This window comes from Streptomyces sp. NPDC008079 (assembly GCF_042957385.1).
In the GTDB taxonomy this organism is placed as follows: domain Bacteria; phylum Actinomycetota; class Actinomycetes; order Streptomycetales; family Streptomycetaceae; genus Actinacidiphila.
Genome location: NZ_JBIBIC010000024.1, coordinates 39,060 through 65,579 on the forward strand (window position 1 = coordinate 39,060; position 26,520 = coordinate 65,579).

Annotated in this window: 21 protein-coding genes; 8 read left to right on the forward strand and 13 right to left on the reverse strand. The window is 73.0% G+C overall.

Annotation, left to right across the window (positions count from 1 at the left end; genetic code table 11):
* Positions 1-151 precede the first annotated feature (151 nt).
* Positions 152-1,003 carry a SigB/SigF/SigG family RNA polymerase sigma factor gene (locus ACFZAM_RS33680; protein WP_391051555.1) on the forward strand — a complete coding sequence of 284 codons (852 nt, stop codon included), beginning with the start codon at positions 152-154 and terminating at the stop codon, positions 1,001-1,003.
* A 107-nt stretch (positions 1,004-1,110) separates the two neighbouring features.
* Here ACFZAM_RS33680 and hutI read toward each other — a convergent pair whose 3' ends face one another.
* The 4 genes from hutI to hutU all read right to left on the reverse strand — a co-directional run bounded on the left by hutI (position 1,111) and on the right by hutU (position 6,812).
* A complete protein-coding gene (hutI, locus tag ACFZAM_RS33685; protein ID WP_391051557.1) occupies positions 1,111-2,325 on the reverse strand; it encodes an imidazolonepropionase in 1,215 nt (404 codons plus the stop codon).
* A 134-nt stretch (positions 2,326-2,459) separates the two neighbouring features.
* Positions 2,460-3,800 carry a formimidoylglutamate deiminase gene (locus ACFZAM_RS33690; RefSeq protein ID WP_391051560.1) on the reverse strand — a complete coding sequence of 447 codons (1,341 nt, stop codon included), beginning with the start codon at positions 3,798-3,800 and terminating at the stop codon, positions 2,460-2,462.
* Positions 3,791-4,987, reverse strand: coding sequence for an allantoate amidohydrolase (locus ACFZAM_RS33695; RefSeq protein ID WP_391051563.1), 1,197 nt, complete (start codon positions 4,985-4,987; stop codon positions 3,791-3,793). The genes ACFZAM_RS33690 and ACFZAM_RS33695 overlap by 10 nt, the downstream gene beginning before the upstream one ends.
* A gap of 157 nt (positions 4,988-5,144) precedes the next feature.
* Complete coding sequence (hutU, locus tag ACFZAM_RS33700; RefSeq protein WP_391051565.1) at positions 5,145-6,812, reverse strand: urocanate hydratase; 1,668 nt, start codon at positions 6,810-6,812, stop codon at positions 5,145-5,147.
* A 173-nt stretch (positions 6,813-6,985) separates the two neighbouring features.
* On the opposite strand from hutU, the gene ACFZAM_RS33705 reads away from it, so the two are divergent.
* On the forward strand, positions 6,986-8,311 hold the full coding sequence (locus ACFZAM_RS33705) for a diaminopimelate decarboxylase (protein ID WP_391051568.1): 1,326 nt from the start codon (positions 6,986-6,988) through the stop codon (positions 8,309-8,311).
* Positions 8,312-8,403: 92 nt separating this feature from the next.
* Here ACFZAM_RS33705 and ACFZAM_RS33710 read toward each other — a convergent pair whose 3' ends face one another.
* The 5 genes from ACFZAM_RS33710 to ACFZAM_RS33730 all read right to left on the reverse strand — a co-directional run bounded on the left by ACFZAM_RS33710 (position 8,404) and on the right by ACFZAM_RS33730 (position 15,076).
* Positions 8,404-9,000 (reverse strand): hypothetical protein, encoded by a 597-nt coding sequence (locus ACFZAM_RS33710; RefSeq protein ID WP_391051570.1) that lies wholly within the window; start codon positions 8,998-9,000, stop codon positions 8,404-8,406.
* 260 nt (positions 9,001-9,260) lie between these two features.
* The gene (locus ACFZAM_RS33715; RefSeq protein WP_391051695.1) at positions 9,261-10,130 is read right to left on the reverse strand and encodes a MurR/RpiR family transcriptional regulator; all 870 of its coding nucleotides are present in this window, start codon (positions 10,128-10,130) and stop codon (positions 9,261-9,263) included.
* Positions 10,131-10,259: 129 nt separating this feature from the next.
* Positions 10,260-11,132 carry a hypothetical protein gene (locus ACFZAM_RS33720; protein ID WP_391051573.1) on the reverse strand — a complete coding sequence of 291 codons (873 nt, stop codon included), beginning with the start codon at positions 11,130-11,132 and terminating at the stop codon, positions 10,260-10,262.
* Between the two features lie 255 nt (positions 11,133-11,387).
* Positions 11,388-13,544 carry an MMPL family transporter gene (locus ACFZAM_RS33725; protein WP_391051575.1) on the reverse strand — a complete coding sequence of 719 codons (2,157 nt, stop codon included), beginning with the start codon at positions 13,542-13,544 and terminating at the stop codon, positions 11,388-11,390.
* 179 nt (positions 13,545-13,723) lie between these two features.
* A complete protein-coding gene (locus ACFZAM_RS33730) occupies positions 13,724-15,076 on the reverse strand; it encodes an AMP-binding protein (protein ID WP_355346959.1) in 1,353 nt (450 codons plus the stop codon).
* A gap of 90 nt (positions 15,077-15,166) precedes the next feature.
* On the opposite strand from ACFZAM_RS33730, the gene ACFZAM_RS33735 reads away from it, so the two are divergent.
* Positions 15,167-15,592 carry a hypothetical protein gene (locus tag ACFZAM_RS33735; RefSeq protein WP_355346956.1) on the forward strand — a complete coding sequence of 142 codons (426 nt, stop codon included), beginning with the start codon at positions 15,167-15,169 and terminating at the stop codon, positions 15,590-15,592.
* A 381-nt stretch (positions 15,593-15,973) separates the two neighbouring features.
* Here the strand turns inward: ACFZAM_RS33735 and ACFZAM_RS33740 are convergent, their stop codons facing one another.
* The gene (locus ACFZAM_RS33740) at positions 15,974-17,362 is read right to left on the reverse strand and encodes a cystathionine beta-synthase (protein WP_355346953.1); all 1,389 of its coding nucleotides are present in this window, start codon (positions 17,360-17,362) and stop codon (positions 15,974-15,976) included.
* A 257-nt stretch (positions 17,363-17,619) separates the two neighbouring features.
* On the opposite strand from ACFZAM_RS33740, the gene ACFZAM_RS33745 reads away from it, so the two are divergent.
* The 3 genes from ACFZAM_RS33745 to ACFZAM_RS33755 all read left to right on the forward strand — a co-directional run bounded on the left by ACFZAM_RS33745 (position 17,620) and on the right by ACFZAM_RS33755 (position 21,158).
* Positions 17,620-18,672: an SGNH/GDSL hydrolase family protein gene (locus ACFZAM_RS33745; protein WP_355346950.1), complete on the forward strand. Its 1,053-nt coding sequence runs from the start codon at positions 17,620-17,622 to the stop codon at positions 18,670-18,672.
* Between the two features lie 139 nt (positions 18,673-18,811).
* Positions 18,812-20,041, forward strand: coding sequence for an acetyl-CoA C-acetyltransferase (locus ACFZAM_RS33750; protein WP_355346947.1), 1,230 nt, complete (start codon positions 18,812-18,814; stop codon positions 20,039-20,041).
* Between the two features lie 304 nt (positions 20,042-20,345).
* On the forward strand, positions 20,346-21,158 hold the full coding sequence (locus tag ACFZAM_RS33755) for a hypothetical protein (protein WP_391051582.1): 813 nt from the start codon (positions 20,346-20,348) through the stop codon (positions 21,156-21,158).
* Positions 21,159-21,222: 64 nt separating this feature from the next.
* On the opposite strand, the gene ACFZAM_RS33760 is transcribed toward ACFZAM_RS33755, so the two are convergent.
* Entirely contained in the window at positions 21,223-21,546 is a 324-nt protein-coding gene (locus ACFZAM_RS33760) for a hypothetical protein (protein WP_355346944.1), read from the reverse strand.
* A gap of 122 nt (positions 21,547-21,668) precedes the next feature.
* Here ACFZAM_RS33760 and ACFZAM_RS33765 point away from each other — a divergent pair, with 122 nt between their 5' ends.
* The gene (locus ACFZAM_RS33765; RefSeq protein ID WP_188285479.1) at positions 21,669-21,902 is read left to right on the forward strand and encodes a DUF4287 domain-containing protein; all 234 of its coding nucleotides are present in this window, start codon (positions 21,669-21,671) and stop codon (positions 21,900-21,902) included.
* A gap of 98 nt (positions 21,903-22,000) precedes the next feature.
* Here ACFZAM_RS33765 and ACFZAM_RS33770 read toward each other — a convergent pair whose 3' ends face one another.
* Both ACFZAM_RS33770 and ACFZAM_RS33775 read right to left on the reverse strand, forming a co-directional pair.
* Positions 22,001-22,903: a Bax inhibitor-1/YccA family protein gene (locus ACFZAM_RS33770; RefSeq protein WP_355346941.1), complete on the reverse strand. Its 903-nt coding sequence runs from the start codon at positions 22,901-22,903 to the stop codon at positions 22,001-22,003.
* A 106-nt stretch (positions 22,904-23,009) separates the two neighbouring features.
* A complete protein-coding gene (locus ACFZAM_RS33775) occupies positions 23,010-24,989 on the reverse strand; it encodes a hypothetical protein (protein WP_391051586.1) in 1,980 nt (659 codons plus the stop codon).
* A gap of 231 nt (positions 24,990-25,220) precedes the next feature.
* On the opposite strand from ACFZAM_RS33775, the gene ACFZAM_RS33780 reads away from it, so the two are divergent.
* Entirely contained in the window at positions 25,221-26,090 is an 870-nt protein-coding gene (locus ACFZAM_RS33780) for a bifunctional DNA primase/polymerase (protein WP_355346935.1), read from the forward strand.
* Positions 26,091-26,520: the final 430 nt, after the last annotated feature.

A 26,520-nucleotide genomic window follows, 5' to 3' on the forward strand; every position in this document is an offset into this window, starting at 1 on the left:
CGGGCCCGGCAGGAACGGTCCCGCGGACCGTACCTCACCCGTTCGAGGGAATTTGCGACCGGCCGGGGAATCGGGGTAGGGGTGGAGATACGGCACCGCTCCATCCATCGCCGCGAGTGGTCGCGAAAGGTCTCAAGAGAGGGAGGAGCACATGACACCCCGGCTGAGCCTGGATCATGCGCACGAGCAGCTCAAGGGCCTTGAGGGACTTCCCGAGATCCCGCCGTACGACCGTATAGGACCGGTCGACGCCCGCGCTCTGTCGAAGACGCTCTTCGCCCGCCTCCAGTCGCTGGAGGAGGGCACCACCGAGTATTCGTATGTCCGCAACACCCTGGTCGAACTCAATCTGGCGCTGGTGAAATTCGCCGCCTCGCGCTTCCGCACCCGCAGCGAGCCGATGGAGGACATCGTCCAGGTCGGCACGATCGGCCTGATCAAGGCGATCGACCGGTTCGAGCTGAGCCGCGGTGTGGAGTTCCCCACGTTCGCGATGCCGACGATCATCGGTGAGATAAAACGTTTCTTCCGTGACACGAGCTGGTCGGTACGGGTGCCGCGGCGGCTCCAGGAGCTGCGGCTCGACCTCGCCAGGGCGGGCGACGAGCTGGCCCAGCAACTGGACCGCTCCCCGACCGTGCGGGAGCTCGCCGAGCGCCTCGGGCTGCCCGAGCACGAGATCGTCGAGGGCATGGCGGCGAGCAACGCCTACACCGCCAGTTCGCTGGACGCCCAGCCCGCGGAGGACGACCCGGAGGGCGCGCTGGCCGACCGGATCGGCTACGAGGACCACGACCTCGAGGGCATCGAGTACGTCGAGTCCCTCAAGCCGCTGATCGCCGGGCTCGCACCGCGCGACCGCACCATCTTGTCGCTGCGCTTCGTCGCCAATCTCACGCAGTCCGAGATCGGCGAGGAGCTGGGCATCTCGCAGATGCACGTGTCACGGCTGCTGTCGCGCACGCTGGCGCGGCTGCGCCGCGGACTGATGGTCGAGGACTAGGGCCTGTCCGGCGGATCACGAACGGCCCCTTCGCCCCCTGGCACGCCCGCCCGCCGCACAGACCCTAAGCAGCCTCCCCCGGGCGCTCAGGCGCGCTCCTCGGCGGTTCAGAGGCGCTTCCCGGCCTGCCACACCGCCGCCGTCAGGGGGACTCCCGGGCGGTAGGCGAGGTGGACGTGGCTGGGGGCGTCCAGCAGGTGCAGATCGGCGCGGGCGCCCGGCGCGACCGAGCCGACGTCCGTACGGCGCAGCGCCCGGGCGCCGCCGAGGGTGGCGGCCAGGACGGCCTCGTCGGGGGTCATGCCCATGTCGCGGACCGCGAGGGCCACGCAGAAGGCCATGGAGCTGGTGAAGGACGAGCCCGGGTTGCAGTCCGTGGACAGCGCCACCGTCGCGCCCGCGTCCAGCAGCCGCCGGGCGTCCGGGTAGACGGCCCGGGTGGAGAATTCGGCGCCGGGCAACAGCGTCGCGACCGTACGCGGCGCGCTGGCGAGCGCGTCCACGTCGGCGTCCGTCAGATGCGTGCAGTGGTCGGCCGAGGCCGCGTCCAGCTCGACGGCGAGGCGCACGCCGGGGCCGTACGAGAGCTGGTTGGCGTGCACGCGCGGGACCAGTCCGCGGGCCGCGCCCGCGGTGAGGACCGCGCGGGCCTGGTCGCCGTCGAAGGCGCCCTCCTCGCAGAAGACGTCGATCCAGCGGGCGTGCGGCGCGCAGGCGTCCAGCATCTCGCCGGTCACCAGGGCGACGTACGCCGCCGGGTCGTCGGCGAACTCCGGGGCGACGACATGGGCGCCCAGGTACGTCACCTCGTCGGTGTGACCGGCCGCGATGCGCAGCACGCGGGCCTCGTCGTGCGTGGTCAGGCCGTAGCCGGACTTGGTCTCCTGCGTCGTGGTGCCCTGCCGCAGCGCCTCCGCGAGGTAGCGGGCGACGTTCGCCGACAGTTCGTCGTCGGTGGCCGCGCGGGTGGCCGCGACCGTGGTGCGGATGCCGCCCGCGGAGTAGGGGCGGCCCGACATCCGGGCGTGGAATTCGGCGGTCCTGTCGCCCGCGAAGACCAGGTGCGCGTGGGAGTCCACGAAGCCGGGGAGCAGCGCCCGGCCCCCGGCGTCGTGGTGACTGTCAGTGGCGGGTGCTTTGCTGTGGGTACCGGTCCAGACGACGCGGTCGCCCTCGATGACGACGGCGGCGTCCTGGATCAGGCCGAGGGGGTTTTCCGGGGTGCGGAGGGAGGGATCGTTGGTGACCAGACTGCCGATGTTGGTGATGGCCGTGCTGTGCGCCGGGCCGCTCGGGGCGCTGGTCGCCGGGCTGCTGGTCATCGCGCGGGGGTTCTCCTTCGGACGCGGGCACGGGGGCGGGGGCGGGGGCGGTGTGCCGGGGCTCGGGGACGGGCTCGGGCTCGGTGGGCGCCCCGCGAGGGGGTTCGGATTCGGGCTCGGGTTCCGGCTCGGGCTCAGCGGGTGGCCGCGATGGCCGCTGCCAGGGCGGCGGGCACGTCCTCGACGAGCTGATGCCGCCCGTCACGGACGATCTGCCGGCCGCCGACCACGGTGGACGTCACATCCGCGCCCGTGGCCGCGAATACGGCGGTCTCCGCGCCCAGCCGGGGCAGGGGTCCGGCGGTGCGGACGGAGTCCAGCGCGATCGTGGTGAAGTCCGCGGCGCAGCCCGGTTCCAGGCGGCCCGCGTCGGGTCGGCCGAGGCTCGCGTGACCGTCCTCGGTGGCGGCGCGCAGCAGTTGGGCCGCGGTCCAGTGGCCGCGGGCGCGGGTGCGCAGCCGTTCGTTCAGCTCCATGGCGCGCGCCTCCTCGAAGAGGTCGATGACGGCGTGGCTGTCGCTGCCCAGGCTCAGCGGGCTGCCCGCCGCCTTGAGCCGGGGCGCCGGGCCGATGCCGTCGGCCAGGTCGCGTTCCGTCGTGGGGCACATGCAGACGGTGCTGCCCGCGCGCCCGATCAGGCCGATGTCCTCACCGGTGAGGTGCGTGGCGTGCACGGCGGTGGCGGTCGGCTTCCAGAAGCCGGAGTCCGCGAGCAGCCGGGCCGGGGTGCGGCCGTGCACCGCGACGCACGCCTCGTTCTCCGCGGGCTGCTCGGACAGGTGGATGTGCGTCGGCACGCCGTCGGTCCAGCGGGCGAAGGCCGTGTAGCCGTCGCTCGCGGAGAAGGCCCGCACCGAGTGCAGCGCGGCGCCGATCGTCGCGTGGCCGCCGCCCTTGAGCTGCGACCAGCGCTCGAACCAGCGGTCGGCGGTGCCGTCGCCGAAGCGGGTCTGCGGTCCGGCCAGCGGCGCGTAGCCGTTCCGGTTCAGGCCGCCGTGCAGGTAGACGGTGTCGAGCAGCGTGATCCGGATCCCGGCCGCGCCCGCGGCGGCGATCAGGGCCTCTCCCATGGCGTTGGGATTGTCGTACGGGGTGCCGCCCGGCTGGTGGTGCAGGTAGTGGAATTCGCCGACCGCGGTGATCCCGGCCAGCGCCATCTCGGCGTAGACGGCACGCGCGAGGTCGAAGTACGTGTCGGGGGTGAGCTTCTGCGCGACGCCGTACATGAACTCGCGCCAGGTCCAGAAGGTCCCGGAGCCGACTTGCACGGTGCCGCGCAGGGCCCGGTGGAAGGCGTGGCTGTGGGCGTTGGCCAGGCCGGGCAGGGTCAGGCCGCGCAGGACGGTCGCCCCGGCGGGCGGCGCGTCCACGCCTGTGCTGACCTCGGTGATGCGTTCGTCCGCGACCGTGAGCGCGACGCCCGGCTCGACATGGGTGCCGAGCCAGGCGTGCTCCAGCCAGTACGTCACCTGCACGCGAGACCTTCCAGTACGTCGGCGAGTGCGGTCACACCGGCGACGCAGTCGTCCTCGGCCGCCGATTCGGCCGGGGAGTGCGAGACGCCGGTGGGGTTGCGTACGAACAGCATGGCGGTTGGGACGGTCGCGGACAGGATGCCCGCGTCGTGTCCCGCGCCGGTCGGAAGGACCGGTACGGGCGCGGCGCCGCCGAGCAGCGCGGTGAGGCGGTCGCGCAGGTCGTGGGCGAATTCCACCACCGGGGTGAAGGATTCGCGGACGACCCGCACGTCCACGCCGTCGCGGGCGCCGCGCTCGGTCGCGGCCTGCTCGATGGCGGTGACGACCTCGGCGAGGGTGGCCTCGTCCGCGGCGCGCGAGTCGAGCCAGCCCCGAACGAGTGAGGCGATGGCGTTGACGCCGTTGGGTTCCACGCTGACCTTGCCGAAGGTCGCGAGGGCGCCCGCGAGGCGGGCCTTCTTGCGGGCGGCCAGCACCGTGTTGGCGTAGGTGAGCATCGGGTCGCGGCGGTCCTCCAGGCGGGTGGTGCCCGCGTGGTTGGCCTCGCCGGTGAAGTCGAACCGCCAGCGGCCGTGCGGCCAGATCGCCGAGGCGACGCCGACCGCGTCGCCCGACAGGTCCAGGGCGCGGCCCTGTTCGATGTGGAGTTCCACGAAGGCGCCGATCCGGGCGAGGCGTTCGGCGTCGGGGCCGATCGCCTCCGGGTCCTGGCCCGCCGCTTCCATGGCCTGGGCGAGGCTCACGCCGTCCGCGTCGCGCAGTTCCCGGGCGCGCTCCGGGGTCAACTGGCCCGCGCTCAGCCGGGAACCGGCGCAGGCGACGCCGAAGCGGGCGCCTTCCTCGTCGGTGAAGTTGACCAGGGCCAGGGGGTGGGTGGGGGTCGCGCCGCGTGCGCGGAGTTCGTCGAGGGCGGCGAAGGAGGAGATGACGCCGAGGGGGCCGTCGAAGGGGCCGCCGTCGGGGACGGAGTCCAGGTGGGAGCCGGTGACGACGGCGTCGCCCGCCGTCGGGTCGCCCTGCCAGGCCCACTGGTTGCCGTTGCGGTCGACCTCGTAGGTCAGGGCGCGGGACTCCGCTTGGGCGCGGAACCAGGCGCGGCAGTCGGTGTCCGCCGGGGTCCAGGCGTAGCGGCGGTAGCCGCCTGTTCCGGTGTCCCGGCCGACCGGGAGGAGGTCGCGCCACATCGCGTGGAAGGACGCGCCCGCGGCGGGCTGTTTCGCCCCTGAGCCGTTCTCCCCTGGCCCGTTCTCCCCTGGCCCGCCCCTTCCCGGAACGGGGGGCTCGGCCCCTGGACCCCGCTCCTCGAACGCCGGAGGGGGTGAATTGTGCGGGGGCGCGAAGTCATTCACCGGAGGTGCCCTCCCGCATCGGGACGCGCACGCCGCGCTCGGCGGCCACCTCGTCGGCGCGGTCGTAGCCGGCGTCGACGTGGCGGATGACGCCCATGCCGGGGTCGTTGGTGAGGACGCGGCGGATCTTCTCGGCGGCGAGGGGGGTGCCGTCGGCGACGGTGACCTGGCCGGCGTGGATGCTGCGGCCGATGCCGACGCCGCCGCCGTGGTGGATGGAGACCCAGGAGGCGCCGGAGGCGACGTTGACCATGGCGTTGAGCAGCGGCCAGTCGGCGATGGCGTCGGAGCCGTCGAGCATGGCCTCGGTCTCGCGGTAGGGGGAGGCGACGGAACCGGCGTCGAGGTGGTCGCGGCCGATGACGACGGGGGCGGCGAGGGTGCCGTCGGCGACCATCTCGTTGAAGCGCTCGCCCGCGCGGTCGCGTTCGCCGTAGCCGAGCCAGCAGATGCGGGCGGGCAGGCCCTGGAACTGGACGCGTTCGCCCGCGAGGCGGATCCAGCGGGCCAGCGACTCGTTCTCGGGGAAGAGTTCGAGGATGGCCTTGTCGGTCTTGTGGATGTCGGACGCCTCGCCGGACAGCGCGGCCCAGCGGAAGGGGCCCTTGCCCTCGCAGAACAGCGGCCTGATGTAGGCGGGGACGAAGCCGGGGAAGGCGAAGGCCCGCTCGTATCCGGCGAGTTGGGCCTCGCCGCGGATGGAGTTGCCGTAGTCGAAGACCTCGGCGCCCGCGTCCTGGAAGCCGACCATGGCCTCGACGTGCGTGGCCATGGACTCGCGGGCCCGCTGGGTGAACTCGGCGGGCTTCTCGGCCGCGTAGGCGGCCATGTCAGAGAAGTCGATGCCGAGCGGGAGGTACGCGAGCGGGTCGTGGGCGGAGGTCTGGTCGGTGACGATGTCGACGGGGGCGCCCATGGCGAGCAGTTGGGGCACCAGTTCGGCGGCGTTGCCGAGGACGCCGATGGACAGCGGGCGGCGGGCGTCGCGGGCCTCGGTGGCCAGCCGCAGCGCGTGCTCCAGCGAGTCGGCCTTCACATCGAGGTAGCGGTGCTCGATACGGCGCTCGATGGCGCGCGGGTCGACGTCGATACAGAGCACGACGCCGCCGTTCATGGTGACGGCCAGCGGCTGGGCGCCGCCCATGCCGCCGAGTCCGGCGGTGAGGGTGATGGTCCCGGCGAGCGAGCCGCCGAAGCGCTTGGCGGCGACGGCGGCGAAGGTCTCGTAGGTGCCCTGGAGGATGCCCTGGGTGCCGATGTAGATCCACGAGCCGGCGGTCATCTGGCCGTACATGGTCAGGCCCAGGGCTTCGAGGCGGCGGAATTCCTCCCAGTTCGCCCAGTCGCCGACGAGGTTGGAGTTGGCGATGAGGACGCGCGGCGCCCACTCGTGGGTCTGCATGACGCCGACCGGGCGGCCGGACTGGACGAGCATCGTCTCGTCCTGCTTGAGGCCGCGCAGGGTGCGGACCATGGCGTCGAAGGAGTTCCAGTCGCGGGCGGCCTTGCCGGTGCCGCCGTAGACGACGAGTTTGTCGGGGTGCTCGGCGACCTCCGGGTCGAGGTTGTTCTGCAACATGCGCAGCGCGGCTTCCTGCTGCCAGCCCAGCGCGCTCAGTTCCGTACCGCGCGGTGCGCGTACCGGCCTCGGTCCCGTCATCGGTGCGGCCTCCTCGTCGTCGGCGCACCCGGTGTGGGTGCATCCATTCACATCCTGACTAGCTGAATAGCTCTAGTCAACAAGCTGCGGTCGCGCGGCCCCGGTGAGATCGGCGCGACCACTCCTTGAGCCGGGTTGGCGGGCGCGGGCGGGGAGGTGGTGGGATGGATGTCATGACGGATGAACTGGGAATACGACGGGGGCACGCGCTGCGTGCCGCGGTGGAGCAGGGACTGGTCGGCGAGGCGGAGCCGGTCGTCGGCCTGCTGGACGTCACCGGCATCGAACGCTCGGCGACGGCGCTGCACGCCGCCTTCGCGACGCCGGGCGTGGCCGTCACCCACACCTTCGCCGTCAAGGCCGCCTCCCTCGTCCCGGTGCTCGCGCTGCTCGGCGAGTGCGGGCTCGGCGCGGAGGTCGCCAGCCCCGGCGAGCTGGCGCTGGCGCGCGCCGCGGGCATCCCGGCCGACCGGACCGTGCTGGACTCCCCCGCCAAGACCGTGGCGGAGCTGCGCGAGGCGCTGGAGCTGGGCATCGCCGTCAACGCGGACAATCCGCAGGAGCTGGCCAGAATCGACGCGCTGCGCCTGGCCGGGGCGGAGTCGGCCTCCCCCGTCGGGCTGCGGGTCAACCCGCAGGTGGGCGGCGGCACGATCGGCGCGATGAGCACCGCGACGGCCACCTCGAAGTTCGGCGTGGCGCTGCGCGACCCGGGCGCGGAGGAATGGGTGCTGCGCGCGTACGCCGAGCGCCCCTGGCTCAACCGGCTGCACACCCACACCGGGTCGCAGGGTGTGCCGCTCGAACTGATGGCGGCGGGCGTGCGGGCGGCGTACGAGCTGGCCGAGCGGATCAACGCGGCGGCCGGGCGGCAGCAGGTCAGCGTGCTCGACATCGGCGGCGGCCTGCCGGTGAACTTCCGCTCCGACGACGTCGCGCCGTCCTTCGCGGACTACGCGCGCGTGCTGCGCGCCGAGGTGCCCGGCCTCTTCGACGGGCGCTACGGCATCGTCACCGAGTTCGGGCGCTCGCTGCTGGCCAAGAACGGCACGGTGCTGGCGCGGGTGGAGTACGCCAAGTCCGCGGGCGGGCGGCCGATCGCGGTGACGCACGCGGGCGCGCAGGTGGCCACCCGTACCGTCTTCGTCCCCGAGGCGTGGCCGATACGGGTGCTGGCGCTGGACGGGAAGGGCCGCGAGAAGGACGGCGAGCCGGTCGTGCAGGACGTGGCGGGGCCGTGCTGCTTCGCGGGCGACCTGGTCGCGCAGGGCCGGGCGCTGCCGCTGCTGGACGCGGGTGATTTTGTCGCGCTGCTCGACACCGGCGCGTACTACTTCTCGAACCACTTCGCGTACAACTCGCTGCCCCGGCCCGCCGTCCACGGCTACACCGCGGACAGCACGGGCTCGGTCACCTTCGCCCGGGTCAGGACCGCCCAGACCCTGGACGACCTGGTCGCGGAGAGCGGCGGCGCCCTGCCGCCCCTGCGCCGGGGCTGACGGCGACGACCGGGCTGCCCCTCGCTTAGCGCGGGGGCAGCAGCCCGGTGCCGGGGCCGACCGCCGTCACACGGCGGTCACCATCCCTCGGGTCAGGACCGTCCGGCGCGCGGACGGGCCGGGCGCGCGGAGCGGCGGCGCGGCGCCGGGGCCGCGACGGGGTTGGCGGCGGTCACCGGGCCGCGGCGGCGTCCGCCGCCGGGGGCCGCGTCGCCCGCGGCGATCCCGGTGAGCTGGTAGGCGGCACCGTCGCCGTCCGGGCGGACCCACAGCAGGGCGTCCTGGGAGCGCTCGATCCGGCCGATCCTGCGGGACTTGGCCCACAGCCCGGCGCCGATGCCGCCGAGCAGCATGCCGCCCGCGCAGGGCAGCGCGAGCGACGAGGCCGCGGCCACCACGAAGGCGGCGAGCAGCCACCACCTGCGGCGGCGCAGCCAGGCGCGGGCGGTGACCCTGCGGTCCTGGAGGAAGACGCTCTTCGCCGCCTTGGTCGCGGCGCTCGCCCGCTCGGCGTACCGGCCGCCGCGTACCGCGTAGGCGGTCACGGCGGCGACGATGAACGCCACCGCGCCCGCCATGACGCCGATCCGGCGTCCCGTCGGGCTGAAGGTCACCGCCGTGCCCGGCACGGCCGCGATCACCCCCGCCCACCACAGCCAGCACGCCGCCGCGCGCACCGTCACTGCCACCCGTGCCAATGTGTAGGCCCCGCGCACCACGTCGCGCCTCCTCCTTCGCTGCCGTCCTTCGCCACGGCATCACCCAGCAAGTGGTGGGGAGGGTACTCAGTGTTTCTCAGATTTTCGTTAAGAAGTGCGGCTTCCGGCCCGGAATCATGCGGATTCGCCGCGGGCGGGGCGGCGCGGGACCCATGAGACCGGCACCGGGCCCTGAGAACGGCGCCAGGCCATAAGAACGGCGCCAGGCCATCACAAAGGCGCCCGAGGCGCTACTCGGTGAAGACACCCCGCGCCGCCGCCCGGGCGTCGAATTCCTCCAGGCGCGCCTGGGCGTCGGGGAGGGCGTCGCACATGGACTCCAGGAGGACGCGGCCGAGGAGCATGGGGGCGCAGGCGGTGTCGAAGGCGAGGCCGGTGCCGACGGCGGCGGGGAGGAGGAGGTCGGTGTGAGCGGCGACGGGGGCGAAGGCGCTGTCGGCGACGGTGACGACGGTCAGGCCGGCCGCGCGGGCGTGGGCGAGGGCGTCGACGACCTCGCGGGGGTGGCGGGGCAGCGCGAAGCACAGGAGGGCGGTGGCTCCGGCGCGCACGGCCGCGTCGAGCCGGTCGGCGAGCATCGTGCCGCCCTCGTCGAGGAGCCGCACGTCGGGGTGGACCTTGGCGGCGAAGTACGCGAAGCCGCGGGCCTGGGCGCCGGCCGCGCGCAGGCCGAGGACCGGGAGCGGCCGGGACGCGGCGAGTACGGCGCCCGCGCGGGTGGCGGGCCCGGTGTCGCCGAGCAGTTCCGCGAGGTGCCGCAGATTCTCGATCTCGGCGTGCACGGCCTGCTGGTACTCGTTGTACGCGGCCGTCTCCGGCTCCGCGGGCGCGGGCGCGACCTCGCGCAGGTGGCGCCGGAGCGCCGGGTAGCCGTCGAAGCCGAGGGCGACGGCGAAACGGGTGACCGACGGCTGGCTGACGCCCGCCAGTTCCGCCACCTCCACGCTGGACAGGTACGGCGCCTGCGCGGCCTTACGCACCAGGCAGTGCGCGATCCGCCGCTGGGTGGGCGTGAGGCGGTGCGCCTCGAAGAGTTTCAGCAGCCGGGCCGAGGCGCCGCCCGCCGCGTCCCGCGCCGCCGCGTCGCCGCCCGTCACCACGTCGCTCCCCGTCACCGCACCGGCCCTTCGCCGTCCCCGACCTTCGCCGCCCAGCCCATCGTGACCCCGTCCACCGGCTCTTATTCACTGGGACAAGACTCTGCATGACGATATGCAGTCCGGGCAAGGCTACGGTGCCTGGGCGCCCGGCAGGTCGCGGTTCTCCTCGACCCGCAGGGGGCGCTCCTCGGTTCGGTGCGGGCGCTCTTCGGCCCGGAGGGGATTCTCCTCGACCCGGAGGGGGTGCTCCTCGGCGACGGAGCTGCGGATCACGCGCGAGGCCGACAGCGCGTGGCGGCGGTGGACGACGGCCAGGACGATCGCGGTGGCGATGGCGATCAGGTGCTCGCGGCCCGCCAGATTCGGCTTGATGACGGACTCCATGACCATGGAGCCGCCGGTGAAGAAGAAGACGATGGGCGCGCGCTGCGTGATCGACAGATACGTGAAGAGCCCGACGACGGCGGCCGACGGCCCGGTGTCGAGGATCGCCCCGGCGTCGGGCGGCAGCCCGAGCCCCCACCAGCCGGTGCCCATCGCGATCATGGCGCGCGCCATCAGGGTGCCGACCAGCGTCGTGGTGTACGCGATCACCAGCGTCCTGGCCCGCCCGAGTACCAGCTCGGCGAGCGCGAAGGCGAGGAAGAGCTGCGTCATGCCCGCCCACACGGGCAGGTCGAGCGCGGGGACGTACAGCGAGACCGGTGTACGCAACAGGGCCAGCGGCAGCGGCAGATCGGCGTAGACACCGCCGACCACGCGCACCACGGTCGCGCCCGCCCTGCTCTGCGCTATCCCGTGGAAGAAGATCACCCCGAGCCCGGCGAGGAACGCCAGGGACAGTCCGGGCAGCCCGCGGCGCAGCAGCTCACGCACCGGCGCGACGACGATCCCCTGCCACTCGCCGCGCACGGTCCGCCAGATCAGCCGCAGGGCTCCCCGCAGCGCCGTCCCCACCCGCTCCGCGGCGCCCCGACTCCCCGCGCGGACCTTGCCCCGCACCCGACACCGCCCCCTCTCCCGCTCCCAAACTCCGCCCACAAGCGTATAGACGCGTCTATCCGCCGGACATCCGCCCCATGCGGACCATGACGTAGGACGCCGTCAGGGTTTGCGAGGTTTACCCACCCGCGTCCTCGACCGGCACGGCGAAGGGGCCGGGCAGGCGGTGAACACCTGCCCGGCCCCTTCAGGAGCCGGAGCGAGTCGGACATAAAGGACGAACGGTGCGGACCGAGCGGACCGCACCGCGCGGGGTCAGCGGTGGCCGGACTCGTCCAGTTCGCGCTCGGGAGCGGGACCGCCGGGTGCGGCCGCGCGGGTGCGGTCGGCGTGGCCGGGCCACCAGGCCGCGTGCCCCATCAGGGCGGTGAGGCTGGGGGTGAAGAACATGGCCATGACGAAGGCGGCGACGATGATGCCGAAGGCGACGGCGAAGCCCATCTGGGTCAGGAAGGCGTTGCCGGAGAGCATCAGGGTCGCGAAGGTCGCGGCCAGGATGAATCCCGCGGCGCCGATCGTCGGACCCGCGTGCCGCAGCGCCATGCTGGCGGCCTCGCGTGGCTCGCGGCCTTCCTGCGCCTCCTCCCGCAACCGGGCGATCATGAGGATGTTGTAGTCGGTGCCGATGGCGACGACGAACAGATACATGATGATCGGCAGCAGGAAGATCAGCCCGTCGCCGCGGCCGAAGATGAGCACGGTCGCGCCGAGGGTGGCGCCGAAGCCGAGGGCCACGGACGCGATGAGGTACCAGGGCGCCACGACGCTGCGCAGCAGCAGTCCCAGGATGATCATGATGAGGACCGCGGCGACCGGGAAGACCGTCTTGTAGTCGTGGTTCACCGCCGCGTTGATGTCCTTGAAGATCGAGGACGAGCCGCCGACGAGGGCCTCGGTGCCGGGCGGGGCGTTGTCGTGCGCGACCGTGCGCACATCACCCACCGCGGCGATCGCCTTGTCGCTGGCCGACTCGTACTTCAGGGTCACCGTGAAGTTCGCGGTGGTGCCGTCCTTGTTGAGGTCGTTCTTCTGGTCGAAGGAGACGTCCGCGACGCCGTCGACCTTCTTCAGCTTGTCGGCGTACGCGGTGTAGTCGACCGAGCCCAGCGGCTTGTTCGAGGTGCTGGTGAGGAAGACCGAGGTCGGCTCCGCCGCACCGGCCGAGTACGCCTTCTGGAGGGTGTCCTGGACGACCATCGACTCCTTGGTCTTCGGGATCGACCCGGACGCCAGGTCGTAGGACGCCTTGTAGCCGAGGGTGCCGAGCGCGAGCAGCAGCATGACGAGACCGGAGACGATCGCCACCATGCCGGACCTGCGGCCGACGACCCGGCCGATGGCCGCGAAGCGCGCGTCGGAGGGCTCCTGCTGCCATTTCTTGCCGGGCCAGAACAGGGCGCGCGGCGGGATCAGCGAGCAGATCGCGGGGAAGAGCGTGAGGCCCGCGATCAGGGTGACGGCGACCAGGATGGCCAGCGCCGGGCCGAGCTGGGTGAGGAAGCCCAGGGTGGACAGCGCCAGCGCCAGGAAGGAGATGATCACCGCGCCCGCCGCCGAGGCGATGGCCTCGCCGACGCGGGTGACGCTGTTGATCATCGCTTCCTTGGGTTCGTCACCCGCCCGCAGCCGTTCTCGGTAGCGGAACATCAGGAAGAGGAAGTAGTCGGTGCCGACGCCGAGGACGACCACGATCAGCAGCGCCGAGATGGAGCTGTTGGCCTGGAGTCCGAAGATCTTGGTGGCGTCCGCGATCAGCGCGTTGGCGACGGTGAAGACGACGCCGGTCAGGATGACCAGCGGCATGATCGCGATGAGCGGCGATCTGAAGATGATCGCCAGCGTGATGATGATGATCAGCAGGGAGCCGACGAGCGCCACGGCGTCCGACGTCTTGCCCGCGTCCTGCTGGTCGAGGGCCTGGGCCGCCTGCCCGCCGACCTGCACCTTCAGATCGGTGCCCTTGGCGAGCGCCGTGGAGTCGTCACGCAGCGCCTTGGCCGCGTCGGCCTGTTTGGGCTGACCGGCCGTCTCCTTGTTCATCTGGACCAGCGCGGTCTGGTACTTGCCGTCCTTGGACGCGCTGCCCTGGACGACCTTCTGGACCTGGTCGATCTTCTTCTTGCCCAGCTCGTCGGTGATCTTGGTGATCTCCGACTTGTCGGCGTCGGTCAGCGCCGCGCCGTCCGTGCGCTGGTAGAGGACGATCGCGGCCGGGGTGAAGGCGGCGGGGAACGCCTTCTCCTGGACGTCCATCGCCTTGATCGACTCGTAACTGCTGGGCAGGAAGCTGCTCTCGTCGCTGTTGGACGGGAGACTCGGTGCGGTGGCGATGATCGCGACGGCGGCGATCAGCCACGCGACGATCGTCCATACGGGATGGCGGACGACGGTGCGTCCGATGCGGTGGAACATGCGGTGCTGCCTCCATGGCAGGGCGTATCACCGCCACCCTTTGGAGCGGGGCCCGGGTATCGGCGACCCGGGCGGCGTGTACCGGCCGCCCGGTGGTGTGCAAGGGGGTGGACTTATAGGCCAGGAGCCTACTTGCCGCCCGGCAAGCGGCAACTCCGGCCCCCGTATCCGTACCTTTTTCATACGGGCGGCAGCAACTTCTTTTGCGGCTTCCCCATCGCGTTGCGCGGCAGTTCAGGCAGGAAACGGACCATTCTGGGCCGCTTGTGGACCGACAGCCGGGTGGCCACGTAGTCCGTCAGTTCGGCCGCCGTCACCCCGTCCGCGACGACGTACGCGACGATCTGCTGGCCGAGGTCCGCGTGCGGCGCGCCGACGACGGCAGCCTCCCGTACCGCCGGGTGGTCGAGCAGCGCGTTCTCCACCTCGCCCGCGCCGATCCGGTAACCGCCGGACTTGATCAGGTCGGTGGAGGCCCGGCCGACGATCCGGTGCGTGCCGTCCTCGTCCACGCTCGCGATGTCGCCGGTACGGAACCAGCCGTCGGCGGTGTACGAGGCCGCCGTCGCCTCGGGCCGCCCGAGGTAGCCGTCGAAGAGGGTGGGCCCGGTGAGCTGCAACTCGCCGACGCCGTCGGCGGATTCGGCGATCCGGGTACGGATGCCGGGCAGCGGGGTGCCGACCGCGCCGGGGCGCCGCTCCCCCGCGGCCCGCGCGCTCAGGGTGATCAGCGTCTCGGTCATGCCGTACCGCTCCACCGGGGCCTGGCCGGTGAGCGCCAGCAGGTCGCGGAAGACGGGCGCGGGCAGCGGCGCGCTGCCGGAGACCAGCAGCCGCGCCCCGGACAGCGCGCGGGCGGCTGCCTCGTCCCGCACCACCCGGTGCCAGACCGTCGGCACGCCGAAGTAGAGGCTGCCGCCCGCCGCCGCGTACGCCTGCGGGGTCGGCCGTCCGGTGTGCACCAGGCGGCTGCCGGTGCGCAGCGCGCCGAGCACGCCGAGGACCAGGCCGTGCACATGGAAGAGCGGCAGGCCGTGCACCAGGGTGTCGTCGGCGGTCCACTGCCAGGCGGCGGCCAGCGCGTCCAGGTCGGCGGCGACGGCGGCCCGTGAGATCAGTACGCCCTTGGGCGGGCCCGTGGTGCCGGAGGTGTAGAGGATCAGGGCCGGGCCCGGCGCGGGCGTCCCGGTGAAGTCGGCGCGCTCGGCGAAGTCCACCGGCAGCGTCCGGGCGCCGGAGTCGCGCAGGACGTGCTCGCGCTCGGCCGGGCCCGCGTCCGGCGCGAGCGGCACCACCGGCACCCCGGCGAGCAGCCCGCCGACCACGGCCGCCACCGTCTCCAGCGACGCCGTCGCCTCCACGACGAAGGCCCCGGTCCCGGCCGCCCGCCGCGCGACCGCGCCCGCGGCGCCCAGCAGTTCCTCGTACGAGCAGGACCGGCCGTCCACGGTCAGCGCGTCCGCCCGGTCCCGGCCCTCGTACAGCGCCGTGAGCAGGGGGACGGCGGGCGGCTGCGGCACGGGGGAAGGCATACGGGAATCTCCTCGCGGACGGCTGACCCCCGGCGCATTCGGGGGCTAACCCCAGTGTCGCCCACCCCCCGCTGTCCGTACGGTGTCCGCATGGACGCCCGCGACCCGGAACTCAACAAGGAACTCTCCGCCACCTTGCAGGCACGCAAGGACCTCGGAGCGGAGTACGAGTCGGAGCTGGTCGACTCGTTCATGGAGAAGGTGACAGAGCGCGTCGACAGCCGCGTGGAGCAGCGCGTACGGCGTGAGCTGGCGCAGCAGCAGACGTCGTACGCCCGCGCCGACCGCCGCCCGATCGGGCCCCCGCAGCCCAGCGCGCGCTTCGCCCGCTACGGCTTCGCCGGGTTCACGATGATCGCCGCCATCCCGCTGTCCGCGATCGGCGCGGTCAACGCCGGTACGGCGGGCCTGTTCATCACCTGGGCGGGCATCGTGGGCGTGAACGTCGCCCAGGGCCTGAGCAGCTTCCTGGTCCCGCGCTCGAAGCGCGACGACGACAAGGACGATTGGGCCTAGCCGGCCGGGCCCCGCGCCGAAGAACCCGCACCCGTACGGTGCGCCCTCGCGATCGGGCCGGCGAAAGAGTTAGCGCGGGAACCGCCGCACCCCCGGAACAAGGCCGGAGGGCGGGACGACGGCGGTTCCCGCGGTGGACGCGGGCTGGGTCAGGGCCGAGCACTCGCGTCCAAGGGTCACCATGGAGTCCGGGAGCCGCTCCGGAAGTCCTTGGCGCCACATTCAGTTGTGCCGACCGGCCGGTGTCCCGTGCCTTTCGACATCCCCTAATGTGCCGGAGGCTTGTTAAGCCCGTGCTGCGCGGACGTGTCGCGGGTGTACCAGTTTCCGCGAATCCCCGCCCGCGCCGCGGACACCCGCCGCACACGGCCCCCCGGCGGCTCAGACGCCGCTGTGCCCGGCCAGGAAGGTGAGCAGGTCCTGCCTGCTCACGACGCCGGTCGGCTTGCCCTCCACCAGCACGATCGCGGCGTCGGCGCTCTCCAGCACCGTCATCAGATCGGCGACCGGCTCGCCCGAGCCGACCTGCGGCAGCGGCGCGGACAGGTGCTTGTCCAGCGGGTCCTCCAGCGTGGCGCGCTTGGTGAACAGCGCGTGCAGCAGGTCGCGTTCCACGACGGAGCCGATCACCTCGGCGGCCATCACGTCCGGGTGCCCGGCGCCGGGCTTGACGACGGGCATCTGCGAGACGCCGTACTCGCGCAGCACCTCGATGGCCTGGCCGACCGTCTCGTCCGGGTGCATGTGGACGAGCTGCGGCAGACCGCCGTCCTTGTGGGCGAGGACGTCGGCGATCCGCTGGTTGCCGCCGCTCTCGTCGAGGAAGCCGTGCGAGCTCATCCACTCGTCGCTGAAGATCTTGGAGAGGTAGCCGCGCCCGCTGTCCGGCAGCAGGACGACGACCACGTCGTCGGGGCCGAGCCGCTTGGCGACCTCCAGCGCGGCGACGACCGCCATCCCGCAGGAGCCGCCGACCAGCAGGCCCTCCTCCTTGGCCAGGCGGCGCGTCATCTGGAAGGAGTCCTTGTCGGAGACGGCGACGATCTCGTCGGCCACCTCACGGTCGTACGCGGTCGGCCAGAAGTCCTCGCCGACGCCCTCGACCAGGTAGGGCCGCCCGGAGCCGCCGCTGTAGACCGAACCCTCGGGGTCGGCGCCGACCACCTGGACGCGGCCTTCGCTGGCGTCCTTCAGATAGCGCCCGGTGCCGGAGATGGTGCCGCCGGTGCCGACGCCCGCGACGAAGTGGGTGATCCGCCCCTCGGTCTGCTCCCACAGCTCGGGGCCGGTGGAGTGGTAGTGCGACAGCGGGTTGTTCGGGTTGCTGTACTGGTCCGGCTTCCACGCGTTGGGCGTCTCGCGGACCAGCCGGTCGGACACGTTGTAGTACGAGTCCGGGTGGCTGGGGTCGACGGCCGTCGGGCAGACGACGACCTCGGCGCCGTACGCCCGCATGACGTTGATCTTGTCGGTGGAGACCTTGTCGGGGCAGACGAAGACGCAGTGGTAGCCCTTCTGCTGCGCGACGATGGCCAGGCCCACGCCGGTGTTGCCCGAGGTGGGCTCCACGATGGTGCCGCCGGGCTTGAGATCGCCGCTGCGTTCCGCGGCCTCGATCATGCGCAGCGCGATGCGGTCCTTCACCGAACCGCCGGGGTTGAAGTATTCGACCTTGGCCAGGACGGTCGCCTGGATCCCCTCGGTCACGCTGTTGAGCCTCACCAGCGGGGTATTGCCCACGAGGCTGATCATCGAGTCGTGAAACTGCACCGTATGTCTCCGGGTTCTCCGTGATGGTGGGGCCAAGCCTAGGGCGTGTCCGCAAGGTCTCGTCTGGCTGGCGGCGCCTGGCGGGCAGGTCCAAGGACGGGGGAAGCGAACCGCAGGCGAAACGTGGACGACGCGGACAGCGTTGACGTTGCTGATGGTCCCTGACGGGGCACCAGGTTCATGTACCAAGTAACCAGGACCGATACGCGTGCGTACACGCAGTAGGCCGGTGGAGTCAGTGGGAGGTGACCGGCTCGATGTCGAGGGCGAGGGTGGCACGGCGGATCGCGACGGCGGCGGCGTTCGGAGGCGGCGGCATCAGCCTGCTGGGCGGGGCCGCGATCGGGGTGCTGCTGACCGAGGCGCGGCTGGCCAAGCGGATGGTCGGCGGATCCGGCGCGGTCGCGCCGCGGGCGGACGGGAGGTACGGCTCCGCGTTCGCGCACCGGACCGGCGAGACGCCGCTGCGATTGGGCTTCCTGGGTGATTCCACGGCGGCGGGTCAGGGCGTGCGCCGGGCCAGGGAGACGCCGGGCGCGCTGCTGGCCTCCGGGCTCGCCGCGGTCGCCGAGCGGCCGGTGCAGTTGGTGAACGTGGCGCTGCCCGGCGCGCAGTCGGACGACCTGGCCCGTCAGGTGACGCTGCTGCTGGAGTCGGGCGCTCCGGTGCCCGAGGTCGTGGTGATCATGATCGGCGCCAACGACGTGACGCACCGGATGCCGTTGGCCACCTCGGTCCGGCTGCTGTCGGACGCGGTACGGCGGCTGCGCGAGGCGGAGTGCGAGGTGGTCGTGGGCACCTGTCCCGACCTGGGCTCGGTCGAGCCGGTCTACCAGCCGCTGCGCTATCTGGCCCGCCGGATGAGCCGCCAGCTCGCCGCCGCGCAGACCATCGCGGTGGTGGGCCTGGGCGGCCGTACGGTGTCGCTGGGCGCGCTGCTCGGCCCGGAGTTCGAGGCCAGGCCGCGCGAGCTGTTCGGCCCCGACAACTTCCACCCGTCGGCGGAGGGCTACGCGACGGCCGCCATGGCCGTACTGCCGACGTTGTGCGCGGCGCTGGGGCTGTGGCCGGACACCGACGACGAGCGGCCGGACGCGCGCCGCGGCGAGGGCTTCCTGCCGGTGGCCCAGGCGGCGGCCGAGGCGGCCTCCGAGGGCGGTACGGAGGTCACGGCGGCACGGGGCGCGGTGTCCGGTCCCCGCGGGCGCTGGGCGCTGATCAAGCGGCGCAGGCGGCGCGGACTGCCGGCGGAGGACGAGCGGCACCCGGAGGCGGCGGCCGAAGGGGTGGGAACGGGCGGAGCCGGGTAGGACCAGCCACGGAGCGGGGTAAGCAAGCGCTCAGAAAGAGGCCCGCATCACAGGCGGTCTCTGATGACTCGCTGCGCTACGTGGCGGTAGCTTCCCCAGGAGTCCCGAGAATCCCGCAGCCTCGACGAGGAGTGTCGCGATGCCAGAAGCCGTCATCGTCTCTGCCGCCCGTTCGCCCATCGGGCGCGCCTTCAAGGGGTCGCTGAAGGAGCTGCGGCCCGACGACCTGGCCGCCACGATCATCAGGACCGCGCTGGACAAGGTCCCGCAGCTCGACCCGCGCCAGATCGACGACCTGATGCTGGGCTGCGGTCTGCCCGGCGGCGAGCAGGGCTTCAACATGGGCCGGATCGTGGCCGTGCGGATGGGCATGGACCACCTGCCGGGCTGTACGGTCACCCGCTACTGCTCCTCGTCGCTCCAGACCACGCGGATGGCGCTGCACGCCATCAAGGCCGGCGAGGGCGACGTCTTCGTCTCGGCCGGCGTCGAGATGGTCTCGCGGTTCGCGAAGGGCAACTCCGACAGCCTGCCCGACACGATGAACCCGGTCTTCGACGAGGCCAGGGCCCGTACGCAGCAGCGCGCCGAGCAGGGCAGCGCCGAACTGGGCGACTGGCACGACCCGCGTGAGGACGGCGCGGTGCCGGACGCGTACATCGCGATGGGGCAGACGGCCGAGAATCTGGCCCAGCTCAAGGGGATCACCCGGGAGGACCAGGACGAGTTCGGCGTGCGGTCGCAGAATCTGGCCGAGGAAGCGCTGAAGAACGGCTTCTGGGAGCGCGAGATCACGCCCGTCACGCTGCCCGACGGCACCGTGGTGTCCAAGGACGACGGTCCGCGGGCCGGGGTGACGCTGGAGGGCGTACGGGGCCTCAAGCCGGTCTTCCGCCCCGACGGCACGGTCACCGCGGGCAACTGCTGCCCGCTCAACGACGGCGCCGCCGCGCTGGTCGTGATGTCCGACACCAAGGCGCGCGAGCTGGGCATCACGCCGCTGGCCCGCGTGGTCTCCACCGGCGTGTCCGGGCTCTCCCCCGAGATCATGGGCTACGGCCCGGTCGAGGCGTCCCGGCAGGCGCTGTCGCGGGCGGGCCTGTCGGTCGGCGACATCGACCTGGTCGAGATCAACGAGGCGTTCGCGGCGCAGGTCATCCCGTCCTACCGCGACCTGGGCATCGACCTGGACCGGCTGAACGTCAACGGCGGCGCCATCGCCGTCGGCCACCCCTTCGGCATGACCGGCGCCCGCATCACCGGCACCCTCATCAACAGCCTCCAGTTCCACGACAAGCAGTTCGGCCTGGAGACGATGTGCGTCGGCGGCGGCCAGGGCATGGCGATGGTCATCGAGAGGCTGTCGTAACGCGCCGCCGAAGCCCGTCATCCGGCCATTTTGTGACCTTCCGTGATCACTCGGCTTCGTAACGCACAGTTGTGACGTAAGTCGCAATCAAATCGCCCCCAGGATGTGATTTTTCCTGGGGGCGATGCGTTTTCGCAGGTCAGAACGGTCATACCCGGATGGCCTAGGACGACAGACCCGGCCAATTCGTGACTTTCCGCACTGCAAAGGCCAGGGGTTTACCGGCAGAGTGTTGGGAGGGGAAAGTTTCACCCACCGCTTCGGTGGGCATTGCTCGGGTCGCGCGTCAGTCGGGAGAACGTCAGTGAGCGCCAACTTCACCGTCCTGCTGGTCGCCGCGGGTATCGCCGTGGCCGCGGGTTCCGCCGCCCTGCTCTCCGCTCGTGGCATGCGCCGCGAGCTGTCCGCCCTGCGTCAGGACCTCGCCGGTCTGAGTGTGCCCGGACCGCGCGCCTCCGCCGGGGACATCAGGTCCGCCGTCGCCGACGCGCTCGCCGACGAGCGGGAGCGGGAGCTGGCCGAGGCCCGTGCCTTCTGGGCCGAGCAGGAGGCCCGCGAGACCGCCACCGACGGCACCTTCTTCCGCGGCGGCGTCTACGGCGCCGGCGCCGAGGGTCCCGCGGCCGGTGACTACGAGGTCCCGCCGGTGCTTCCCTACCTGCCCCGGCAGGCCGACCTCGCGGGCCTCGAGGCGGCCGGAATCGAGACGGGCGGCCTCGAAGCGGCCCACGAGCCCGAGGCGTCGGAGGCGACCCTCCCGCTGCCCGGCACCTTCCCGCACCCCTCGGGTCCCGACTACGCGCCGTCCCCGGTCGTCGCGTCCCAGGACCAGACCGCCGAGCGCCTCGCCGACCTCGCCGACGGCCGCGTCCCGCTGACCGACGTGCGCCCCGGACCGCTCGGCACCCTCGACGTGTACGTCTTCGCCGACGGCACCACCTTGTGCATGACCCCCGGCCACCGCGAGACCGCGGTACAGCTCTCCGACGCCCTCGACCGCGGCGAGGTGCCCGTGCTGCGCGGCGGTTCCGCGATAGCGGGCGCGTACGCGCTCACCTTCGCGTACGGCGACGAGAGCGTGTACGTACTGGCCGACCGGGTCGTGGCCTCGCTCTGAGGCGGACTCGCTCCAGGGCCGGACCCGCTCCACAGCGGGACGCCGGTTTCCGGCCCTGACGGGCTCAGCCGATCGCCTTCGCCGCCGCCGACACCCGCTGGAGGGCCGCGGCGCACACCTCCGCCGTACCCGCCGGGTCGGCTTCCAGGGCCGCCGCCAAGTCATTGCCCGCGACGGCCAGTTGATCACCGACGGTGAAGACGCCGTCGTCGGGCAGCTCGTACGGCTCCCGGCCGGGGAACTCCAGCGCCTGCGCCTGCCGCGCCAACCACCGTGCCAGCGCGAGCCCTTCGGCCGCCGCGCCCGCCTGGAGGCGGCGCTGCGGAAGCGCCCGCAGCCGTCCCGCGAGGCGTTCGACGGAGGGGCGCAGAGGAGTGCGATCGGCCATGGTCGTGACCCTACCGGCGCGCGCGGACCGGGATCGCACCCATATCCGCACGTCCGGGGTGGTTGCCAACGGGGGAAGGCTCGGGCACGGTGGGGTAACCGGACCACCTACCGGAGGCGCCGATGTCCCAAACGCACTTCTCCGCCGAGACCCACCGCAATCTGCTGGACCGCATCCCGCACTGCACAGGCCGCGAGGTCAGCGACTGGCTGAGAGACCTCGCCGACGGCCCTTCGTTCTTCCGCTTCGACGACAAGGTGAGCTGGCTGCGCAGCGAGCACGCCCTCTCCTACGGCCACGCGAAGGCCCTCGTCCACGAGTACGACCTGCGGCGGGCCGCACGTAATCTGATGTAGCGCCCGCCAGGCCCCGCCCCCTCCCTCCACAGACACCGACGGGCCGCCGGGAAGCGACGCTTCCGGGCGGCCCGTCGCGATGACGCGGACCGTGTGCGCTAGTCGCGCAGGATCGAGAGCAGCCGCAGGATCTCCAGGTAGATCCAGACCAGCGAGACGGTCAGGCCGAAGGCCGCGAACCACGACTCGTTCTGCGGGGCGCCGAAGCGGATGCCGTCCTCGACCTGCTTGAAGTCCAGGGAGAGGAAGAAGGCGCCGAGGCCGATGCCCAGCAGGCAGAAGACGATGCCCAGCGGGCCGGTGGTCAGGCCCAGGCCGTTGCCGCTGCCGAAGGCGTAGAACAGCAGGTTGACCACCATCGCCAGCAGGAAGCCGACCGCGATGGCCATGCCGATCCGCGCGTAGCGGGCGGTGACCCGGATCAGCCGGGTCTTGTACGCGAACAGCATGCCCGCGAAGACCGCCATGGTGCCGAGCACGGCCTGGACGGGCGCGCCCTGCCACCGCTCGTTGTACATGTTGCTGATGACGCCGAGGAAGACGCCCTCGAAGATCGCGTACCCCAGGATCAGGGCCGGCATCGGGGTGCGCTTGAACGACTGGACCATCGCCAGCACGAACGCGATCAGCGCCGCGCCGATGGCCAGGCCGTAGCTGTCGGGCAGCGCGAACCAGCCGAGGATCGCGCCGAGCACGACCACGCCGAGCGTCATCGCGGTCCGCATGACGACGTCGTCGATCGTCATCCGGCCGGTCTGCGCCGGACCCGCGGCGGGACCGGCGTACATCTCCTCCATCTGCTCGGGGGTGAGGGGCTGCCCGTCGGCCGCGTACGGGTTCCCACCCTGTTGGGGCTGGGCGGCATACGGGTTCCCCGCTGGCTGCCCGTAAGGGTTTCCGCCCTGCTGCCGGGCACCCTGGGCGCCCTGCGCACCGAATCCGGCGTACGAGTCCCCGCGGGTGAATCCCCGCCGGGAGAAGACCGGGTTGCTGCTCCTCATTTCACTCCTCCAAGACCGCGTGCTGCGGCTCCGCTTGCGTCAAGAGTAATGGCTTGGCAAAAAGCCGAGCTACGCCTGGAGGAGGATCTTCCCCCAGGACGGACCCTCAGTCACGTCGGCGCCGGAAGAGTCCGCGGCGGGGCGGACCCGCGGCGGCGGTTTCCGCGGCCGTTTCCCGCACGGCTTCCGCTTGTTCGCCTTGCTCGCCCTGTTCACTGTGTTCGGCTCGTTCGGCTCGTTCGCCTTGCTCGGCGTGTGCGTCCGAGCGGCGGACGGCGGCCAGCAGGTCACGGGCGAGGCTCGTATAGGTGTCGTCCAGCCAGGGGCAGAGCAGCACCAGGCGGCACAGCGAGCCGAGGACGGTCACCTCACGGGTCTGGTACGCCTTCGCCGCGTCCAGCATCCGTTCGGTCAGGCGCAGGCCGACGTCGGCGCGGACGGCCGGGTCGCCCCAGGCGGTGGCCACCATGGCGAAGGCCGCCGTCTCGTTGACCCAGTCCTCGGGGCCGTGCAGCAGGTCGAGCAGGACCGCGCGGCGCCGGGAGTCCTCCCACGGCTCGTCGGCGCGGTGGTGGGCCACGCCCAGGCAGGCGAAGGTCTGCACGGCGCGAATCCACAGCTCGGGGCGGTGGTCGCGCAGGAAGCGGCCCTGGTCGTCGTCCGGCGGCTGCGGCGGGTGGGCGAGGACGCCGAGCAGGTCGTCGAGGCCGAGCCCGGCCAGCCGCACCGCGTGGTCGTACGCGGCGGGCAGGTGCGGCCAGCTCACCGAGGCGGTGTCCTGGACCAGCCCCGCGGCCTCGGGCGACGGCGGCGCGACGGCGGGCAGCGCGGCCAGGCCCTCGTACCGCCAGATCCGGACGGCGACCTCGGCGGTCGGCTGCCGGGGGTCGGGGTCGCCCGCCGCGTCGTTGACGAGCGTGCCGCCGGGCAGCGCGAGGACGAAGGCGAGGGCGGCGCTCGGCGGTTCGACCGCGGAGGCGGACAGCTTCGCGCCGCCGCCGGACCGGATCGCCTGCGCGTCGGGGCTCTCCAGGATCTGGTGCAGGACGTTGACGGTCGCCTCGGTGGCGCTGTCGACCACGCCGAGCCACGGCTGCCACTCGCTGTGCCGGGCCAGGACGGTGCCCGCGTAGGGGTGGTCGGGGTGCTCGCGCAGGTGGTCGGTGAGCGCGACGAGATGGGCCGGGTCGCCGTCGGCGGCGTAGCGGACGCCGTGCACGGCCGGGGCGGCCTGCGGGTGCCGCGGGTCCGCGGTGACGGCCCGCTCGGCCCACGCCAGGCCCTGCTCGGCGCGGCCGGTGACCGCGTACAGCTCGGCGATGTCGACCATCAAGGAGAGGTCGGAGTCGTCCCTGGCCATCTCCTCCTCCCAGACCCGCAGCGCCTCGTCGGGGCGGCCCGCGGCGCGCAGCGCGTAGCCGAGCATGACGCTGGGCACGTGTCCCGGCTGGACCCGGCCCGCCTGCCGGGCCCAGGCGATGGCGCGGTCGTGGTCCTCGAAGCGGCGGGCGAGTCCCGAGCCGATGGCGGCGAGCTGCGCCTCGTCCGGGTGGCGTTCGACCACCGCGCGGGTCAGGTCGTAGAAGGGCCGCAGCGCGTCGCGGGCGTGCTCGGGCACGGGGTCGGGCAGCGCGCCGCCGACCGCGCGGGCCAGCGCCTGCGTCATGACCTGCGGCGGCAGCAGTTCGGGCAGCCGGTCCTGGGTGAGCCAGGCGACGTGCGACCACGGCCGGTCGTACTCGGCGCGTACGGCGGCGGCGATCAGGCCGACCGCCTCGGCCCACTCGCCGCAGGCGGCCTGGAGGTGCGCCCGGCAGACTACGGCGCCGATGTAGGGGTGGTCGAGCGGGAAGAGGTCGAGCGCGGCGCGCGGGCCGCCCGCGCGGGTGGCGAGTTCGGTGAGCGCCTCGTGGGTCTCGGGGAGCAGCGGGTCGATGGCGACGGCGTTGCCCAGATGGCTCGCCGCGTGCGGCAGGTCGCCGCCGTCCATGATCAGCCGGGCCAGTGCCGTCTCGCCCTCGGCCGCCAGCCGTTCGTCACCGCCGCCCGCGCACAACTCGGCGTCCCCCGCGTGCAGTTCGTCCATCTCTCCCGCCCCTCCGTCGCGGCGCCGGCCCGCCTGGGGCCGGACTCGGACAGCTACGACCTGTCCGCGCCCGACCGTAGTACCCGCGCGTGTCGAACACGGTCACCGGGGTGTCACGGGCGTGACCCGGAACGCACCGCCACACCGGCTCGCGCAGTGGACGGTGGGCGCCGCGCGCGGTATTACTTGAGGGTGCAGACGAACACACGTTCGAACGTCAGGGAGCAGGCCATGCCACGCCCCGACCACACCCGCGCGCTGCACGCCGCCCTGCTCACCGCGGCGCGCGGCCTGCCGGTGATCCCGCTGTCCCGGACCAAACTGCCCGCCATCCGCTCACCGCACCGCGACGAGCCCCGTACGAGTGACTGCCGGGGCGCGTGCGGGCGTCCGGGACACGGTGTGTACGACGCGAGCACCGACCCGGCCCGGATTCGCTCCCTGTTCGCCGCCGCGCCCTGGGCGACGGGGTACGGGATCGCCTGCGGCCGGGCGCCGCACCATCTGATCGGCCTCGACCTGGACGTCAAGCACGGCGCCGACGGCGTCGCGGCGCTCACCGCCCTGGCCGCCGCCCACGGCTTCGCCGTGCCCGACACGGTCACGGTGCTCACCCCCAGCGGCGGACGCCACCTGTGGCTGACCGCGCCGACGCAGGTCCCCAACTCGGCGGGCCGCCTGGCGCCGGGCATCGACGTGCGCGGCGAGGGCGGTTACGTGGTCGGCCCCGGCTCGCGTACGGTCGCGGGCCGCTATCTGCTGGCGCCCGGCACCGCGGGCCATCCGCTGGCGCCCGCGCCGTCCGCGCTGCTGCTGCTCGCCGCGCCGCCACCGCCGGTCGCGCCGCCCCGCGATGCCTCCGCGCCGCGCCACCCCGCGGAGAAACGTGCCGCCGCGCTCGTCCGCTTCGTCCTGGATTCACACGAAGGAGAGCGCAACGGCCGGTTGTTCTGGGCCGCGTGCCGGGCGTACGACGCCGGTCTCGGCGAAGCGCTGGCACCGGCGCTGGTGACGGCGGCGGTGCACACCGGGCTGAGCGAGCGCGAGGCGGCGGCAACGGTGGCCTCGGCGGCCCGCCCGCGTACCTCCCCGCACCCGTAACCCCGGAACGAGGCACCCCGACGCCCTGACGCCCCGGCACCCCGGCGGCTCCATGTGCCCTCCGGCACCCCGGCGCGGGGTGCGGACCTCGCACCGGTCGGGTCGTACGGCTGCCGACCGGCTACCCGCGACCGGGGTACGCACCGGCCTTCCCGGGCATGACGTGTACACCAGCTCACACCATGGGGGCCCGCATGCTCCACATCCTGATCGTCGCCGCGGTCATCGCCGCCATAGTCATCGCCATAGCCCTGGCCGTCACCGGCCGCCGCGGACGCATCCGCTGAGGCCCGCCTCACGCGGGGGGGGGGGGGGGGGGGGGGGGCCCGCCCCCGGGGCGCCGGGGGGGGGGGGGGCCCCGGGCCCCCCCCCCCCCCCCCGCGGGGCGCGGGGGGGGCGCGGGGGACCCCCCGGGGGGGGGGGGGGGCCC